This is a genomic window from uncultured Thiohalocapsa sp. (genome assembly GCF_913063425.1).
Taxonomy (GTDB): domain Bacteria; phylum Pseudomonadota; class Gammaproteobacteria; order Chromatiales; family Chromatiaceae; genus Thiohalocapsa.
In genome coordinates this window covers 192,640-209,286 of record NZ_CAJXYK010000001.1, presented here as the reverse complement: position 1 = coordinate 209,286, position 16,647 = coordinate 192,640, and the positions used below count along the sequence as shown (strand labels likewise).

General features: G+C 69.4%; 11 protein-coding genes. 7 read left to right on the top strand and 4 right to left on the bottom strand.

Annotation, left to right across the window (positions count from 1 at the left end; translation table 11 throughout):
- Positions 1–145: 145 nt before the first annotated feature.
- Complete coding sequence (locus tag QZ607_RS00825; RefSeq protein WP_295878529.1) at positions 146–1,078, bottom strand: transporter substrate-binding domain-containing protein; 933 nt, start codon at positions 1,076–1,078, stop codon at positions 146–148.
- A gap of 197 nt (positions 1,079–1,275) precedes the next feature.
- On the opposite strand from QZ607_RS00825, the gene QZ607_RS00820 reads away from it, so the two are divergent.
- From QZ607_RS00820 to QZ607_RS00800, 5 genes are all read left to right on the top strand, one after another.
- A complete protein-coding gene (locus QZ607_RS00820; RefSeq protein WP_295878528.1) occupies positions 1,276–2,337 on the top strand; it encodes a polysaccharide biosynthesis/export family protein in 1,062 nt (353 codons plus the stop codon).
- Between the two features lie 2 nt (positions 2,338–2,339).
- Positions 2,340–4,352, top strand: a complete 2,013-nt coding sequence (locus QZ607_RS00815; protein ID WP_295878526.1) for a glycoside hydrolase family 9 protein — start codon at positions 2,340–2,342, stop codon at positions 4,350–4,352.
- A 12-nt stretch (positions 4,353–4,364) separates the two neighbouring features.
- Entirely contained in the window at positions 4,365–4,652 is a 288-nt protein-coding gene (locus tag QZ607_RS00810; RefSeq protein ID WP_295878524.1) for a hypothetical protein, read from the top strand.
- A gap of 374 nt (positions 4,653–5,026) precedes the next feature.
- On the top strand, positions 5,027–7,102 hold the full coding sequence (gene ftsH, locus QZ607_RS00805) for an ATP-dependent zinc metalloprotease FtsH (protein WP_367268133.1): 2,076 nt from the start codon (positions 5,027–5,029) through the stop codon (positions 7,100–7,102).
- Positions 7,103–7,601: 499 nt separating this feature from the next.
- A complete protein-coding gene (locus QZ607_RS00800) occupies positions 7,602–8,213 on the top strand; it encodes a fasciclin domain-containing protein (protein WP_295878522.1) in 612 nt (203 codons plus the stop codon).
- 182 nt (positions 8,214–8,395) lie between these two features.
- Here QZ607_RS00800 and QZ607_RS00795 read toward each other — a convergent pair whose 3' ends face one another.
- A complete protein-coding gene (locus QZ607_RS00795; RefSeq protein WP_295878521.1) occupies positions 8,396–9,472 on the bottom strand; it encodes an Sfum_1244 family protein in 1,077 nt (358 codons plus the stop codon).
- A gap of 217 nt (positions 9,473–9,689) precedes the next feature.
- Here QZ607_RS00795 and QZ607_RS00790 point away from each other — a divergent pair, with 217 nt between their 5' ends.
- Both QZ607_RS00790 and QZ607_RS00785 read left to right on the top strand, forming a co-directional pair.
- Positions 9,690–10,244 (top strand): hypothetical protein, encoded by a 555-nt coding sequence (locus tag QZ607_RS00790; protein WP_295878520.1) that lies wholly within the window; start codon positions 9,690–9,692, stop codon positions 10,242–10,244.
- A 258-nt stretch (positions 10,245–10,502) separates the two neighbouring features.
- Entirely contained in the window at positions 10,503–11,693 is a 1,191-nt protein-coding gene (locus QZ607_RS00785; RefSeq protein WP_295878519.1) for a hypothetical protein, read from the top strand.
- A 220-nt stretch (positions 11,694–11,913) separates the two neighbouring features.
- Here the strand turns inward: QZ607_RS00785 and QZ607_RS00780 are convergent, their stop codons facing one another.
- Both QZ607_RS00780 and QZ607_RS00775 read right to left on the bottom strand, forming a co-directional pair.
- Complete coding sequence (locus QZ607_RS00780) at positions 11,914–12,522, bottom strand: DNA polymerase ligase N-terminal domain-containing protein (RefSeq protein WP_295878517.1); 609 nt, start codon at positions 12,520–12,522, stop codon at positions 11,914–11,916.
- Positions 12,523–13,044: 522 nt separating this feature from the next.
- Positions 13,045–16,467, bottom strand: a complete 3,423-nt coding sequence (locus QZ607_RS00775) for a DUF2126 domain-containing protein (RefSeq protein ID WP_295878515.1) — start codon at positions 16,465–16,467, stop codon at positions 13,045–13,047.
- Positions 16,468–16,647 lie beyond the last annotated feature (180 nt).

Below are 16,647 nucleotides of genomic sequence, written 5' to 3'. Positions count from 1 at the left end.
CGACGCCGGCGTCGGGGCCCGGCGGCATGCGCCCGGAACCTGCGCACATTGTCCGATGCGCAGCGCCCCGCGAACGATGAACAGCGTCATAGTCCGCAGGGTCCGTGCAGCTCAGCCGGCTTACGCAGTCGCCGCCCGGCCGGCGTCAGTTGCCGGCGGCGATGAACTCGGGGAAGTAGTCCGCCACGAACGGGTAGTACTTCAGCGCCAGCGCATCGAAGCGCCCATCCGCCTTGAGCTCGGCCAGGTAGGTGTTGAAGGCATCGCGCAGGGCCGTGTCGTCACGCCGAAAGGCCGGTGCCATGTCCTGGGGCTCGCTCACCGGACCGATGACCTTGATCTGCCCCGGCCACTTCTGCAGCGCCACCAGGGCGTCCGGCACGTCCAGCAGCGTGAACTCGGACTCGTTGGCGAGCAGCGCCGGGGCGAGCTCGTTCAGCGTGCCGTCGAACAGCGAGATCTCGGCGCCGGTCTTCTCCATGTCGTACAGGGATGGGTCCAGGCAGGTATCCAGCTTACCGAGCAGTGTCTTGCCGTCCAGCACCGACTTGGTCTGCACGATGTCCTCCACCAGGCTGTTGGTGGGGCGGATTGGAGATACCGGCGAGTCCGCGCGGGACATGAGCCATACCTGCGTCGGGAAGGTGGGCTCGGCGAAGGCGACCACCTTCTCGCGCCACGGAATCACGGTCATGCCGTTGGCGATGACGTCGCCCCTGATGGGCACCTCGCCGATGATCTCGACCTCGCCCCCTTCCGCCCTGACCTCCTTGCCGGTCAAATCCCCGATGGCGCTGGACCAATCGGTCTGAACGTATTCATAATCCACGCCGAGCCATTCGGCGAAGCCCTGGATCAGCTCCACGTCCATGCCGTCTCCGGCACCGGTGACGAAGTTGGCGTAGGGGATGCCGAGGTGGCGCAGGACCCCGCGCTCCTGCACCGCCTCCAGGCTGCTGTCCGTCGCCGCCGGGGCCGGCCCGCACAGCAGCAGAGCCAGCGCCACCAGCGCAGCACGGGCCGCCGCGCCGGCCATCGGCAGCCGCGAGCGCCGCCGCGATTGCATGCATATCTTCATCCGATACCTCCAGCCAAATGCGTGTTGTTGCGAAATGTGCGGTCTTGTTGGGAGCCGCTCGTCACAGGCCGCAGCGACCAGGACACAGATCCGGGCCGGTGCTTGGCATTGTAGCGGAACAAGACGCCACGAAAGCCCGACAGACGGTGTTATTGGCCATTGTCAATCCGTTCAAGAGTGATTGCATTGTGCGGGCATTGAGTCTGCTCCTGCTGGCCTGCGCCGTCAGCGCATGCGCACCATCCCAGCAGCGTGTACTGCCGCCGGATGTGGACCAGCCGCCGCCCATGCTGCGCCCGGAGGCATTCAAGGCGCCGCCGCAACAGATGACGCGCCGCCTCACCACCGAGGAACAGCTCGCAGAGCTGCGCCGGCTGGAGGCGGAGACCCGCGTCGCCCCCACGCTCGGCAAGGGCGATATCCTGAGCGTTTCCGTGTACGACGAGCCGGACTTGAGCGTCACCGGCGTGCCCATCCGCCCGGACGGCAGGATCTCCTTTCCGCTCATCGGCGATGTGCAGGCCGCCGGCCGCAGCGTGGATGCGCTCGCGGACGCCATCACCGAGCGCCTCGCGCGCTTTGTCATCGCGCCGCGCGTGTCCGTCATCGTCACGGAGCTGAACAGCCTCAACTACACCATCAACGGCGAGGTCACTAAGCCCGGCGTCTACCCGCTGGTGACGGATGTGAGCCTGACCCAGGCCGTGGCCCGCGCCGGCGGCTTCAAGAAGGGCCAGTTCCGCTCCAGCTCCGTGGAGGTGGCGGACCTCTCCACCGCCTTCATCGCCCGGCAGGGTCAGGTGCTGCCGGTGGACTTCACGCGGCTCTTCCGCCAGGGGGACCTGCGCTTCGACATCGAGCTCCAGGACGGCGACTACATCAGCATCCCCTCTGGGCTGTCGAAGGAAGTCTACATCGTCGGCGAGGTGAACAAGCCCGCCCAGTTCGCCTTCCGCGAGGCCATGCCCATGTCCCGCTCCCTGGCGCTCGCCGAGGGCTTCACACGCGAGGCGGACCTGAGCCGGGTGCACATCGTGCGTGGTGCGCTGAGCAACCCGCAGCTCATCGTCGTCAATTTCAGGGACGTTCTGAATGGACGTGCGCAAGACGTGCAGCTGGAGCCGAACGACATCGTCTACGTGCCGCCCACCTATCTGTCGCAGTGGGCACAGATGCTGAACCAGATCGTGCCCACCATCACCGCGATCCAGACCGGCATCATCCTCAGCAACTCCGTCGGCAGCAGCGACGACGGCTGAGCATGGGCCTCACGCCCCGCCGCCGACTCGGGCCCGGCCCCGCGCTGCTCGTCGCGGTCGCCACATGGGGCGCGACGCTGCCGCCGGCGGCCGCGGACCCCGACGCCCGGCTGGGTGTCACGACGCCGCTGGGCCTGGATGTGGAGCAGGCCGCGGTGATGCAGGTGAGCCTGCCCGGGCAGGGTCCCGTCCGCGCCGTGACACTCCCCTCCCAGCGGGCCGTGACACTGCTGCTCACGGCGTCCGCGGACGCGCCGGCCGAGCTCGCCGCAGCGGCCATCCGCCTGCTCCGCCCCGACGGCAGCCGCGATGCGCCGAGCCGCATCGGCCGGGACCGCCAGGTCATCGGCTTCGATGCCGAGGCCCGGGCCATCGTCGGCACCCGGGTGCACCTGCTGTTCGACACGCCGCTGGGCACAGCGGCCGGCCACCGGCTGCTGCTGCCCGGGGACATGCCCGACATCCCGCTGCGCTGGCGAGCGGACCGGGTCACCGGCAGCATTCAGGCGAATCAGGTGGGCTATGCGCCTCACGCCCGCAAGCTCGCCTTCGCCGGCAACTGGCTCGGCAGCGCGGGCCCCATGCCGGTGGCCGCCAGCCGCTTCGAGGTGGTAGATGCGGACAGCGGGCGCCCCGTGCTCACAGGCCGGGCCGAATCCATCGCCGAGCACGACCCCTGGAGCGGCAACGGCCTGCTGCTGCTCGACTTCTCGGACCTGCGCGCACCCGGGCGCTATCGCATCCGGATGCCGGGGCTTGGCGTCTCGGACCCCTTCCGCATCGCGCCGGAGGTCTATGCACCGCTGTACCGCAAGGTGCTCCGGGTCTTCTTCCACAATCGCAACGGCATGCCCATCACCGCGCAGCATGCGGACCCGGGCCATGCCCGGCCCGAGGGCGGCGTGCCGGCGGCACTGGACGGCGTGCTGCACCCGTCTGTGCAGACCTCCAGGCTCGGCTGCGGCAGCCGCGGCTGCGGCCCGCGGCGGGTCACCGGCGGCTGGTTCGACGCCGGCGACTATGGGCAGTACGTCCCCAACGCCGCGCCCGTGTGGTACTACGTGGGCGCGGCGCTGGACCTCGCCCCGGCGCGCTTCGCGGACGGCGACCTCGGCCTGCCCGAGAGCGGCAACGGCGTGCCGGACGTGCTCGACGAGCTGGACTGGGGCATGCGCTGGCTGCTCGGCATGCAGGACACCGACGGCGGCGTGCACTTCCGCCTCGCAAGCCGGCGCTGGGACACGTCCCTGCCGCACCGGCTCACCGCGCCGCGGCTCATCGGCGTGCGCACCACCCATGCGACGGCATCATTCGCCGCCGCCGCGGCCATCTACGCCCGGCTCATGGCACCGCACGACGCGGCCCGGTCGCGCGCAGTGCTCGCCGCGGCCGAGGCCGCCCGGGACTTCATCGAGACCCACCCGCAGTGGCCGCCCGAGGGCGAGCGTTACCGCAACCCCGAGGGCATGCACGCGGGCGAGTACCAGGACGCGTCGGCCACAGACAACCGCCTCTGGGCCGCCGCCGAGCTGCTGCGCACCACCGGCGAGGATCGCTACCGGCGCGCCTACGCCCGGTTGGCGGACGGCGTCGAGATCGACCCCACCAACCCCGTCTCCTACGAACGGCAGACCATGGCGGCCTTCTGGGCCTACCTGATGGTGGACGGCACAAAGGACACGGATCTGGCGCAGCAGGCCCGCAGCGCGGTGCTGGAGGCCGGCCGCTGGCGGGCGCGCATGGCGGCACAGCACCCCTACCGCGCCCCGGTGCACCATTTCATCGCCTTCACCGGCTGGGGCAGCTTCGCCCTGTCCACCCGCGCCACACTGCCGTTGCTGCAGGCCTATGCCCTCTCGGGCGACGCGAGCCTGCTGGAGTGGGCCTGGCAGTCGCCGACACCGCAGCTCGGCGTCAACCCGCAGGCGCTTTGCTATGTCACCGGGTGCGGCGCACGCTCGCCGCGCTATCCGCTGTCCAAGCTCTCGCAGTACGATGCCGCAGCCGGGCCCTGAGCGGGCATCCCGGTGCTCGGCCCCCACTGGCACGTGCCCGCCGTCTCCCCACAGATGCGCAGCATCAATGCCGCCTATGTCCCGCCGAGCGAGCCCGACGGGCGCAAGCCCAGAGGGGATGCCGAGTACCGCGCCGCCTACCCGGTACTCAGGCGCTTCACGGATGCCGATTACCTGCCGCACATGGCGGAGCCCACCGTGGTGGACTACGCCCAGGTCGGTGTGGCCTATGGACTGTTGCGGCGGCCAGGCGTCGGCGCCGAGATCCGGGCGCGCTTCGATGAGCTCGACGGCGACTGAGCCGCGCGTGTCGGACCGGGCACTCGGGTCGGCACCACCGCTGGCGGCGCCGGGCACGGCGTCACGCAGCACGACCCTGCGGTCGACTTCCAGCTCGGGGCCGCCGAAGAACCGCTCATTCAGGCTGCCGGTGATGCTGACGCGGCCGCCCTGCTCGATGACCTGGTCGCCTGAGAGAAGCTTGCGGGCATCCGCGTCGCGGTCGCCCACCGCCGGAGCGACGGCAGCCGCGGGCCGACCGGCGGCGGCGCAGCTGTGGCCGCCGGCGGCCGCAGCGCCCCAGGGATGGCCCGCACGGCCTAAGCTTGAAGGAGAACCGCTCAGTCCCTGGGCCGCAGCCTTGGGCCCGGGTCGAGAACGCGCGAGTGATGGCTATGGCCGACTCCAAGCTCCCAGGCGCCAAACAGCCGCTGAACCGCCTCACGCCCGGTGGCAACGGCCCACCGCCGGCGCCCGAATGGCGCAGTTACGCACTCGCCGCCGTCGCCATCCTGCTGCTGGCGATGCTGCTGAACAACCTGGTGTCGGCGCCGCCGCACGAGCTCAGCTACACCGCGTTCAAGGAAGCGGTGCGCGACGATCGCGTGGCGGCGGTGACCTTCGACGGCGACCGCATCCGCGGTCGCTTCAAACCGGAGGCGGTTGCGCCCAACGACGCCGGCGAGCCGCGCGGCGTGGACATCGGCTCCCGCACCACGGGCGGGCCGATGCAGCGCACGGATCCGCCGGACGCCGAGCCCGCGCTGACGCCAGCCGCCAGCCCGTCGCGCTTCGTCACCGTCATGCCGCAGGTGGCTGGCCCCGGGCTCCTGGACCTGCTCGAGGAGCACGGCGTGGACATCGACGCCACCTCCGCCGACAGCGGCAGCTTGGCCCGGATGCTCATCGCCCTCGTGCCCTGGCTCTTGATTCTCGGGGTGTTCCTGTACGTCAGCTGGCGCATGCAGCAGCGCCTCATGGGCGGGGGCGGCGGCCAGCAGGGCGGCATCTTCGGCTTCGCCAAGTCAGGCGCCAAGCGCTTTCGCACCGAAGACGTCAAGGTGCGCCTGGATGATGTCGCCGGCCTGAAGAACGCCAAGGCGGACCTCGCGGAGATCATCGGCCACCTGGCGGACCCGCAGCGCTTCCGCGCCCTCGGCGCCAAGATCCCCAATGGTGTGCTGCTGGTGGGCCCGCCCGGCACCGGCAAGACCCTGCTCGCCCGCGCCGTGGCGGGCGAGGCGGGGGTGGCCTTCTTCAGCATCTCGGGCTCGGAGTTCGTGGAGATGTTTGTCGGTGTCGGCGCCGCCCGCGTACGGGATCTGTTCGACTCCGCCAAGCAGGCCGCCCCCTGTGTGATCTTCATCGACGAGATCGACGCCGTGGGCCGCTCCCGCGGTGCCGGCCTGGGCGGCGGCCACGACGAGCGCGAGCAGACCCTGAACCAGATCCTCGCCGAAATGGACGGCTTCGAGCCGCACGAGGACGTGGTGGTGCTGGCCGCCACCAACCGCCCGGACGTGCTGGACTCCGCCCTGCTGCGCCCCGGCCGGTTCGACCGCAAGGTCTACCTGGAGCTGCCGGACAAGGCCGCCCGCCGTGCCATCCTGGGCATCCACGCCAGAAAGATACCGCTCGCCGACGACGTGGATCTGGACCAGGTGGCTGAGCGCACCATCGGCTTCTCCGGTGCCGACCTTGCCAACCTCGTCAACGAGGCCGCCCTCCTCGCCGGTCGCCGCGAGCAGGAGCAGGTGGACATGGCGCTGTTCGCCGTGGCCCGGGACAAGATCGTCCTCGGCGCTGAGCGCGAGCAGGCCATCGGCGATGCCGAGCGCCGGCTCATCGCCGTGCACGAGTCCGGCCATGCGCTCATGGCCTGGCTGCTGCCGAACGCCGACCCGCTGGACAAGGTCACCATCATTCCCCGCGGCCAGGCGCTGGGCATCACCGAGCAGGTGCCGCGGGAGGAGCGCCATACCTACAAGCAGAGCTACCTGCGGGACCGGCTCGGCGTGATGCTGGGCGGGCGCATCGCCGAGAAGCTGGTGTTCGGCGAAGTCACCACCGGCGCCGAGAACGACCTGGAGCAGGCCACCGACCTCGCCCGCAAGATGGTGAGCCGCTGGGGCATGAGCGAGGCCATCGGCCCGCTGGCCTTCCCGCGCGGGCACGAGCACGTCTTCCTCGGCCGCGACATCTCCGCGGCGCCGAACTTCAGTGAGGACACCGCCCGGCGCATCGACCAGGAGATCAAGGCGCTGGTGGAGGATGTGGAGCAGGAGGTCCGGGGCCTGATGCGCAAGCACGAGGATGCGCTGACACACCTCGCCGCCCGCCTGCTCGAGGTGGAGACCCTGAGTCGCACGGAGATCGACGCCCTGTTGCGGGAGACGGGCGCGAAGCCCCCCGGCGCTCATCAAGCGGCAGCGAAGCCGAGCCGTCCGTCACGGCGCGCCATGCCGGTCTGAACGGCAAGCGCACCCCCGCGAAGGCCGGGCCGACTCGCCCACCATCGTTGCATGCGAACCCGCGTGCGTGGGCGATTCCGGGCAGAGCCGGAACCCGTCCCTGGCGCGCTCACCACACCTCGGCTGAGTGAATGCGCCAAAGCCCCCGACGCCGGGGCAGATCCCCCATCGTGAAGGGTGCACCCGCCGGCCTCGGCAACGGCTGCCGCCGGCCGGCGCCGTCGCCCGCCCCGCTCGCGACCAGAGCCGCCCGGCGGCGACCACAAGCCCTGTTGGCAGTATCCGCAACACCTGCCGTGATGCGTCCGAAGCGGCGCCGCAGAAAACCGGATTCCTTTTGTATTACCAGAACTTAGTAACGGTTTTGGCGGCACGGGCGTTGCTGCTCGTACAGCACATTCGCCCGCTGCACCGCGTCCGCCGGCACGCCAACGGCATGAGCTGCGGGCAGCGATACGCCGAGCCACAATCCCGCCAACCGGCGGCGACGGAGAACACCATGACCGAAGAATCCATGAAGAAGCGCAACCTGACGGGCCTCGCACTGCTGCTCGTCATCGCCTTGGGGCCGCTCGCGGCGCTGAGCTTCGGCAGCCGCTACGCCGACGAAGAGACCCTCGCCCGCGCCGAGGCCGGTGACCGCAACTACGACCCGCCCGGCATCTTCGCCGACAGTTACTTCGGCCTGCCCAAGCTCGTGGGGGCCGCAGCGCAGACGACGGTTTCAGACATCACCGAGCACGATGCGCTGTTCCAAACCTTCACGCAGGCCCTTGAGACGGCCGGCATGACCGAGGTCCTACAGGGGCCGGGCCCCCTGACCGTCTTCGCTCCGACGGACAAGGCCTTCCGCGACCTGCCGACGGCCGAGCGAGAGGCGCTGCTGAATGATCCGGGCCGGCTGGTGGACGTACTGAGCCGCCACGTGGTGCACGCAAAACTGTCCGCCACGGACCTGCTGCAACGGGATCAGGTGAAGACGCTCGGCGGCGAGACCATGCCGGTGAGCCGGGGCGGCACCGCCATTACCATCGGCGGCGCGGACATCGTCCAGTCCAACCTCGCCGCCGGCAACGGCGTCGTGCACATCGTGGATGCGGTGAACCTGTAACGCACCCGGACAGGGACGCCTGTCAGCCCGGGCGCAGCAGAGAGGGACTTCGCTCGCCGTCAGCTGAGGGCCATGCCCGGCTGCAGGCCATCGCGCCCGGCGACGGCCTGCATGCCGGGCGATTCGCCCCCCACAGACAAGCGCCGCGGGACGCGCTGAGACACGAGCGCCTGCCCATTCGGCTACAACGCCCGCGCTTCCGCGAGCCCGCGCAGATCACCCACCAGATCGCCACCGGCCGCACCCGCCTGATGCCGCGCCAGCATCTCCCGACCGAGCGCGAGCCAATGCGTCCGCCCCGTCTCGGCAACGCTCGCCAGCGGCTCGGTGTCACCGCCGGTGCGCCAGGCGTCGTAGGCCGTCGTGAGCCCCGGGAACAGGTGCTTGCGCATGTTGTTGAGGTTGCCCACGTAGAAGTGCAGCGCCGGGGCGTCGGCCTGCTCGGCGAGCCGCGGCAGCGTCACCAGCGCGTCCGCCAGATGATCCCGCACGGCACGGGCCGCAAGCTCCGCCGGGGTGCCCACGACGTCCGCGAGCATGGCGTTCCAGGCGGCGTCGTCCAGCAGGCGGCCCGCCTCGTACTCGCCCTGCTCGTGCAGCAGGGCGTTGTCGATCTCGCGGTCGGTCATGGCATCCAGCGCGCCTTCCAGGTCGGCGTCGAAGTCGTAGCAGGCAAAGGCACGCCCGAGGGCGTTGTCCGGGCGGTTCCAGCGCCAGCTCTCCAACTTCTCCCAGAGCATCCGTCGCAGCGATTCCCGGCGCAGGAAGATGCTGTCGCCGAGCGTCATGGCCGGCGGGGCGGCAAGGTCCCGCGCATACTCACCGGCTGCCACGTAGACGGTACAGTTGGCGCGGCTCACACGCTGCTCCAGCCGCCCGAGGAAGAAGTGCGGCTTGGCCCGGTTGCCGAGGCCGCTGCTGTAGACCAGTCCCTCTTCGCCGAGGGAGTCGTTGATGGCATCGGCGTCGAAGGGATCGTAGTCCCGGCCCCGGATGCTGAGCGGGCGCAAATCGGCATCCTCCAGTCCCTCCCAGAGCTGCTCGCGCGCCTGGAGCCAGTCGCCGACGGCGTCTTTGCCGAGCGGTGCGCCGTAGGGCAGCTTCTGCTCCCAGCGGTAGTATTCGCGCATCTTCATCAGATAGACGCAGAGGGAGTAGTCGCCGCCGTGGCGGGCGTCGGAGACGTGGCAGTTGTACTGCACCGCGGCGGTGAGGGTCTTGAGCTCGTTGGGGGTCATGACGGCAACCTCGATGGGCATGCGGCGGCGGACTGCTGCCGCCCGCGGGGCGCTGGGCTCGGGCACGCGGCACGCCATTCCTGAGTAAAACAGTCGGACAAAACGGTAGCAGCTCAGGCGCGCCCCGGCAACGGCCACCGCCCGCGCCAACCCCCGGCTCCGGCGCTTTGGGCGGCGGCGCCGTGCCCCCACCTGCTGAGCCAATCACAAGCCCGACACGACCGGAGTCAGAACCATCATGGCACTGCGTATCAAGAGCCATTGGCAAAACGAGGAGGTCGACCGCTCGCTGGCTGAGATCGGCGGCGCCATGGCCTTCATCGCCTTTCGCATCGCCACCGACAAGGCCATCACCCTGCATTGCGAGCGCTTCGTCTATCGAGACGACGCCCAGCGCATGCGGGTGATTCAGGAGTACGTGATCTTTCTGGTGCAGATCGCAGACCGCCTCGCCCACGGCCGGCTGGACGACGACCAGCGCCGGGAGCTCGTCACCGCCATGGCGCGCAAGTCCGTCGAGCACGTGCAGGACAACAGCCAGGACCTGATGGGGCCCGCGGACTATGGCACGCCCTTCATCCAGCGCCTCAACGAGCGCTCGGGCGAGTATGCGGAATTCAGCATGGACGACGAAGGCCCGTCCTACAGCTTCCTGCGTCATCTGGGCTTCGAGATCCAGCAGCTCATGGGTGAGCAGGACGAGAACCGCTGGGTCATCGACCAGGTCATGGACAAGGACGGCTGGGATGCCTACAAGCGCTTCGCCAAGGCCTTCCGGGATCTTTTCGAGTAGCCGGTGCGCCCGCCGCTCGGCCGCACCCTGTGACTCACCGTTCGGTGGCAATGCCCCGGCGGCCGGGGCAAATGCCCTGCTTGCTGAAGGCCTCAGGCGCAACCTGACCCGACCGACACGGCATGGATGCCGGAAGCACCCTGACTGCTGATCGGCATCCCACTTGCACCTCCCTCAAGCGTCAGCCCGAACGGCGGCCTAAGCGTCGGCGTCCGGGCTCAAGCTTCGCAACCAGCCACAGCAACGGGAGGCGCATTCATGCGAGCTACAACCGCAAGCACCCTGGCCCTGCTCATCGCAGCGGGCCTGACGCCACTGCCCGCCGCCGCGGCCGAGCCACCGGCGGCAGAGCCCAAATCCCAAGCAGCAGCCGCCCCCGGCGAGCGCCCTCACACGGAGCGCTCCGCACAACAGGGAGAGCATCGCAGCTTCAGCGGCCTGGTGATGCACCTGCGCGCCGTGCGCGTCGATGCGGGGGGCGAGCCCCGTCTCCTGGGCCGTGTCCTGCTGGATAACGGCCACCGGGTGCTGGCCGATTTCGGCACCATGTCGGCACAGGCCGACGCCGGCAAGGACCGGGCAGACCGACCTCAGGTGCAGCCCGGCCAACGTATCGCGGGCACTGCGAGCCTGGAGCGCCGCGGCGGCCCACCGCGGCTGGTGGTGGAACAGTGGCGACTGGTGGGCCACCGCTCCGACGCAGGCCATCCGGTGATGTTCGGGCATCCGCAGGTCCCAGGCCACCAGGGCATGGCCATGAATCCGAGCCGGCCCAACCGGCCCGGGCCCGTACAGCATCCGAGCTGGGTACAGCAGCCCGGCATGGGCTCGGGGCCGGAGATGAGCCGCGGCGGGCGTCCCACAGTGCCCGCAAGCGACGGACGGGCACTGAGCCGCGGCCTCACCGGCGACATGAGCCGACACACCGCGCCCGGCATGGGTCCGGGCATGATGAGCGCACGCCCTGATCCGTCGGGCCGCCGGAGCGCGGCGGACCGCCAGGGCACGGCAGGCGATGCCGCAAGCGCAGGCAGCCGCGGCACAGACATGAAGGTGATGCTCACAGGCACCGTCGTCAGCATCGGCGGCGACGGCACCGAGCAGGCGCCGGACAAGCCGGGCAACGTACAGGAAAGCGCCGAACAGCAACCTGGAGCGCCACGGCGCATCGGCGTCGCCACGCCAGGCGGGCGGGAGGTGCTCGCCGACCTCGGCCGCTCGCAGGCCGCCCGGGCGTTGAGCCTGGAGAGGGGGGATCAGGTGGTGCTGTACGGCAACGCGGGCATGGATGACGGCCGCCCGGTGCTGATGACCCACTATGCCGCCAAGCTGGTGACCCTGCCGCGGACGCACGGGCAGGACCAGGGAGACGGCGAGTCGGCGTCAGCAACCGAAACAGATCCACGCAGGAACACGCCGCGCGCGCGGATCACCGGCAGCTCCTCCTGACCCACCAGGGATGGGGCGGCCCGGCGGCATCGGCCCGATGCGCCGGGCCGGGCAGATGCGCCATCGCTGGCGATAACCCTGCCAGCGCGGCTTTGACAAGCACAATCGGCCGTTGCAGGGAGGGATCGGCCGCTGCGGTGGCGCGTGGACAGACACCATCGCCACTCGTGACGCGTCAGCACGCCGCTGTTCAGTATACCGTCCCCGTGATGTCCCCGTTTTAGTCTCCGGCGATCTGGTCGAGGTCGCGGCCGGTGAGCACGGAGTTGGGCTCGGTGCTGGTGGGGTTGCGCCTGGCATCGGCGCCGTCGTCGCGCATCTTGATGAGCAGCCACTTGGCTTGCTCCTCGTTGCCGCCCTCGATGCGCTTCAGCGCATAGCCGCCCGCGAGCTTCTCGCCGTGCAGCCGGACCTCCACCAGGCCGTCGTCCAGGCTGGCGACCATATCCTTGGGGTTGTCCTGCTTCTCCGCCCTCAGGTTGTCGTATCGCCCCTGATCCCAAACCAGCACCGTGCCGGCCCCGTACTCGCCCTCGGGTATCACGCCCTCGAAGTCGGCATACTCCAGCGGGTGGTCCTCTGTCCTGATGGCGAAGCGCTTCTCGGACGGGTCCGTGGACGGGCCCTTGGGCACGGCCCAGGACTTGAGCACCCCGCCCACTTCAAGCCGCAGGTCGTAGTGCAACGTCGAAGCGGCATGCTTCTGGATCACGAAGCGACCGCTGTCCTCGTCGTCGGATGCCGCGGCGTCGCCGGCGGGCTCGCCGCTCCTGCCGGTGTCCCGCTTGCCGCGGTAAGCGGCGAGCTTGTCATCATCATGCTTGCCCATGCGTGGCCTCCGCGTTGGCTTGAGACAGGGTCGAGAGACCCATTGACGCCCAAACTGAACGCAAAGTGCAGGCCATGCACCTCAGCTCACGCGCGACGACGGACGGGCCGCCGTCCGCTGCGTCGCCGAGATCTTCGGAGAGCGCAAATTAAGGTTACCGTCCCCGTTTTTCGTCGCCGTAATTGACCCTCAATTCCCCGATCAATCATGGTAATCGTAAGCGCTTTTCCAGCGCTTCCATCAAGAATCGTCTGGAACACGCCACAGCCAATCGGTAGGCTTTTGGGCTTCCGGATCTCTGTAACGCTTTGCACCAGAGGTATGCTTGTCTGACCTAGCACCTGCTTGCAGCCCAGTTACTCGTGCGAGGTTGTAGTCCTGATATGCATTCGACGACGGGTATAAACTCGGCGCTGAAGGACGCGGCACGGGATCAGCGCGCCTCCGATCTGGGACATGTAGAGAATCTCTTCCCGTCGCTTCTCGCATTTCCTGTTGCACGCTCCTTCACCAGCAAGGATGTCAGCAACCCGGCGTCCACCGCAGGTCCAGGGTATAGGGATGCTCCCCGGCCGGCTCCTCCGGCGGCGGGTCGATGTCGCCGGGTGTGTGGCCCATGACGCGGAAGCGGGCGATGCGCCGGCCCTCGGCCTCGTAGCTGTTCACCGGGAAGCGCTCCTCGGCGCGGCCGCCGGGGTGGTCGACGTAGTAGGTGCAGCCACCGAGGCTGGCCTTGTTCCACAGGTCGACCAGGTCGAACACCAGCGGGTTGTGCCGCGGGATGGTGGGGTGCAGACCAGAGGGTGGTGCCCAGGCCTTGAAGCGCACACCGGCCACGTACTCGCCACGCCGGCCGGTGGGCCGCAGCGGCACGCGGCGGCCATTGCAGGCGAGCGCGTGACGCTCGCCGAGCATGCCGTCCACCTTCACCTGCATGCGCTCCACGGAGCTGTCGACGAAGCGCGCGGTGCCCTGCGCCGTCACCTCCTCGCCCAGCACGTGCCAGGGCTCGATGGCGCCGCGCAGTTCCATGCGCACCCCGTTGGCGGCGATCATGTCGCCGTAGTGCGGAAAGCGGAACTCGAAGAAGGGGTCGAACCAGGCGGGGTCGAAGGGATAGCCGGCGCGCTGTAAGTCGCAGATGACGTCCTGGAAGTCCTGGCGCACGAAGTGCGGCAGCAGGAAGCGATCATGCAGCTCGGTGCCCCAGCGCACCGGCGCCCGGCTGTAGGGCTGCTGCCAGAAGCGCGCCACCAGGGCTCGCAGCAGCAGCATCTGAGCAAGGCTCATGCGCGCGTGCGGCGGCATCTCGAAGGCGCGGAATTCCACCAGGCCCTGCCGGCCGCTGGCCGAGTCCGGCGAGTAGAGCTTGTCGATGCAGAACTCGGTGCGGTGGGTGTTGCCGGTGACGTCCACCAGCAGGTTCCTCAGCACCCGGTCCACGATCCAGGGCTCGCGCTCGCCGGCGCGGCCCTTCGGCATCTGCTGAAAGGCGATGGCGAGCTCGTAGAGGCTGTCGTCCCGGGCCTCGTCCACCCGCGGTGCCTGGCTGGTGGGGCCGATGAAGGTGCCGGAGAAGAGATAGGACAGGCTCGGGTGGTGCTGCCAGTAGGTGACCAGGCTCTGCACCAGGTCCGGGCGGCGCAGCAGCGGGCTGTCCGCCGGGGTCGGGCCGCCCAGGGTGACATGGTTGCCGCCGCCGGTGCCGGTGTGGCGGCCGTCGAGCATGAACTTCTCGGTGCCGAGGCGGCTGAGGCGGGCCTCCGCGTACAGGATGTCGGTGTCGCGCACCAGCTCGTCCCAGCTGAAGGCCGGGTGGACGTTGACTTCGATGACGCCCGGGTCCGGGGTGACCGCGAGCTTGTTGAGACGATGGTCCCGTGGCGGCTCGTAACCCTCGATGATGATCGGGAGGCCCGTCTCCGCGGCGGTGTCCTCCAGACAGTGCACCAGGTCCAGCCAGTGCTCCAGGTGCGTCACCGGCGGCATGAAGCAGTACAGCCTCCCCGCGCGCACTTCGATGCACAGTGCGGTGCGGATGAGCGCGGGCGGGTAGTCGTCGGGCAGCGTCGCCTGCTCCGAGAGTGCCTGGCGGTGGTCCTCCGTCAGTGGCGCGCGACCATAGCGGCGGGCCGTCTGCTCCGGGCGCTGGCCCTGCTCCTGGAATGCCTCCCGGGGCTGGTCCGGCTCCGTGATGCGCCCGTAGCGGCGGGCGATTTCATCGCCTTTGGCGTCATAGCGCGGTGCCAGCGCAGCCACCGGCTCGAAGGGATCGCGCTCCGGGTGTGTGTCCAGATCCGCATCCGGCACATACGGCAGCGCCTCCAGCGGCAGCCGAAAGCCCATGGGCGAGTCGCCGGGGATCAGGAACAGGTTGCCGTCGCGCAGGCTCCATTTGCCGCTCACCCAGCCGCCCCCCTGCTCGCGTGTGGGCAGGCCCGCCCAGCGCAGCGGCAGCGCAAAGCCCACGGTGCGGTCCAGACCCTGGCTGAACACCCGCGCCAGCCGGGCGCGCTCCACGGGGTCCTTCAGCTTGCTGTCGAAGGGGTCGACATTGACCGGCAGGCGGGACTCCTTCCACAGGTAATAGAAGACGTCCTCGTGCGCCGGCTGCGCATGCCCGGGCTCCACCCCGAGCTTGTCCGCCAGGGTGCGGATGAAGCGCTCGGCATCCGGCGGCGCGTGGCCGGCGCTGTCCTTTTCGCTGCCCAGCAGGCTTGCGTCGGTCCAGACGGGCTCGCCGTCCTTGCGCCAGTAGCAGGACAGCGCCCAGCGCGGCAGCTGCTCGCCGGGGTACCACTTGCCCTGGCCGATGTGCAGCATGCCGCGAGGTGCGAAGCGGCGCTTGAGGCGCAGCAGCAGGTCTTCCGCCAGCGGCTTCTTGGTGGGCCCCAGCGCGGCGATATTCCACTCCGCGCCCTCCATGTCGTCGATGGAGACGAAGGTGGGCTCGCCGCCCATGGTGAGCCGCACATCGTGCGCGTCGAGCTCGGCGTCGATCTGGTGCCCCAGGCCCTCGATGGCCGCCCACTGCTCCTCGGTGTAGGGCTTGGTGACCCGCGGGTCCTCGTGGATGCGCTTGACCCGGTTGTGGAAGTAGAAGCTCACATCGCACTTGTCCGTGGCGCCGGTGATAGGCGCCGCGGAGATGGGGTCCGGCGTGCAGGCGAGCGGGATGTGGCCTTCGCCGGCGAAGAGCCCGGAGGTGGGGTCGAGCCCGATCCAGCCCGCGCCCGGCACATAGACCTCCGCCCAGGCGTGCAGGTCCGTGAAGTCGCGGTCGGTGCCGCTCGGGCCGTCCAGGGACTTCACGTCCGGCGTCAGCTGTACCAGGTAGCCGGAGACGAAGCGCGCCGCGAGGCCCAGGTGGCGCAGGATCTGTACCAGCAGCCAGCCCGAATCCCGGCAGCTGCCGCGGCCGAGCCGCAGCGTCTCCTCGCAGGTCTGGATGCCGGGCTCCATGCGAATCACATAGCCGATGTCCTCGTTCAGCTTCTTGTTCAGGTCCACCAGGAAGTAGACCGTCTCCCGCGGCGTGCGGTCGACGCCGGAGAGCCACTGCTTCATGAGCGGACTTTCCTCCTTGACCTCCAGATACGGAAACAGCTCCTTGGTCAGCTGGTGGTCGTAGCCGAAGGGATAGCTGTAGGCGTACTCATCGACGAAGAAGTCGAAGGGGTTGATGGTCACCATCTCCGCGATGACATCCACCTCCACGGACAGGGTCCGCGCCTTCTCGGGAAACACCAGCCGCGCCAGATAGTTGCCGAACGGGTCCTGCTGCCAGTTGAGGAAGTGCTGCTCCGGCTCGACGCGCAGCGAGTAGGAGCGGATGGGCGTGCGGCTGTGCGGCGCCGGGCGCAGCCGGATGGTATGCGGGCCCAAGCTCACCGAGCGGTCGAAGCGGTACTCGGTCTTGTGGTTGATGGCGACGAGGATGGACATGCGGGGCGGGCTCCGGGACTGCCGACAGGAGAGGCTCGATGGCGCGTACTCTAGCGCCGTCGCGTTGTGCCGCGCAGCAAAAATCGGTCCGACGTGACGACGGCGAGTGGCGCCCCAAAGAACGGGGACGGTATACTTAACTCACAAGACACCTGCGGCGCGGCCGACATGATGCAGTCG